Annotated in this window: 1 protein-coding gene; it reads left to right on the forward strand. The window is 68.7% G+C overall.

The window, feature by feature from the left end; translation table 11 throughout:
* The first annotated feature begins 137 nt into the window (after window positions 1–137).
* The gene (locus tag ACFRAC_RS36770; RefSeq protein WP_382939781.1) at window positions 138–1,580 is read left to right on the forward strand and encodes an NF041680 family putative transposase; all 1,443 of its coding nucleotides are present in this window, start codon (window positions 138–140) and stop codon (window positions 1,578–1,580) included.
* Window positions 1,581–1,593: the final 13 nt, after the last annotated feature.

The raw sequence follows: 1,593 nt of genomic DNA on the forward strand, positions 1-1,593 counted from the left end.
GCTTGTTCTTTTTCTTCCGGCCTCGAACGGTGTCTCGAACTGAGTCGCTCACCTGGGGATTCGCCGGATGTGGGGGCGGCCTTCGTCTGATCATGTGCTCCGACCAAGGTGCACTGACCAAGACGAAGGCCGTGAGGGTGAGTCTGCTGCCTGATGCTGTCCGGAGGGAAGCGTTCGCGGAGGCGTCACGCTTCCGGGGCGAGTTCTACGAGTGTCTGACCGCTCGGCGTGATGAGTTGTTCGAGTTGGTGGACGCGGTGTTGTGTGCGGACGGTGCGGTGAAGTCCCCGGTGGATCTGACGCTGTTGCCCGAGCATCGTCGTGGGCACGGAGCGATGTACGGCGGCCTGAACCGGGGCCGGATCGACGTCGGCCGGCTGCGGGCGGTGCTGGCCGGCCTGTCACTGCCGCGTTTCGACGGCGGGCGCCTGGTCCTGGCGGTCGATGTCTCGCCGTGGCTGCGTTCGGACGCGCCGTGCTCAGCGGAGCGGCTGTTCTGCCACGTCTACGGCCGTGCGAAGACGGCGTCGCAGTTCATTCCGGGCTGGCCCTACTCCTTCGTCGCCGTGCTGGAGCCCGGTGCCACGTCCTGGACCGCGGTTTTGGACGCGGTCCGGCTGGGACCGGTGGACGACGCGACCGCGGTCACCGCCGCCCAGCTGCGGGGTGTCGTGGAGCGGCTCATCACCGCGGGTCAGTGGCAGGCCGGGGACCCGCATATCGTGATCGTCAGCGACGCCGGCTATGACGTCACCCGCCTGGCATGGGTCCTGCGTGACCTGCCCGTCGAGCTGGTCGGCAGGGTCCGGTCCGACCGCGTCATGCGGCTGCCGAAGCCGCCCCGCCAGCCGGGGACGAACGGCCGGCCGCCCAAGCACGGCCCGGAGTTCCGCTTCACCAAGCCGGAGACCTGGCCCGAGCCCGCTATCACCACGGTCACTGACACCACCAACTACGGCAAGGCCGAAACACAGGCATGGGACCGGGTCCATCCCCGGCTCACCCACCGCTCGGCCTGGCTCGACCATGACGGCGAACTCCCCTTGGTCGAAGGCACGTTGATCCGTCTGAAGGTCGAGCACCTGTCGAAGGAACGGGACGCTCCGCCCGTGTGGCTGTGGTCCTCGAAGACCGGCGCCACCCCGGACGATGTGGATCGTTTCTGGCAGGCATTTCTCCGTCGCTTCGATCTGGAGCACACCTTCCGCTTCGCAAAGCAGACCCTCGGCTGGACCACCCCGAAGCTCCGTGCTCCCGAGGCGGCGGACCGCTGGACCTGGATCCTGATCGTCGCTCACACCCAGCTCCGGCTCGCCCGACCGCTCGCCACGGACCTCCGCCGGCCCTGGGAGAAACCCACCGCCTCGGACCGGCTCAGCCCGGCCCGGGTCCGCCGGGGGTTCAGGAACATCCGCGCTCACCTCGCCTGCCCGGCCCGCGTTCCCAAACCCCGCGGCGCCGGCCCAGGCCGCCCGCCCGGCGCCAAGAACAGGCACCGGGCACCCCGCTACGACGTCGGCAAAACCGTCAAACGCCCCGAGACCCTCAAGGCCATCGGCAAGCCCGGAAGATCTTGGTAGATAAAGAACAAGC

Source organism: Streptomyces sp. NPDC056628 (genome assembly GCF_042792555.1).
GTDB lineage: Bacteria > Actinomycetota > Actinomycetes > Streptomycetales > Streptomycetaceae > Streptomyces.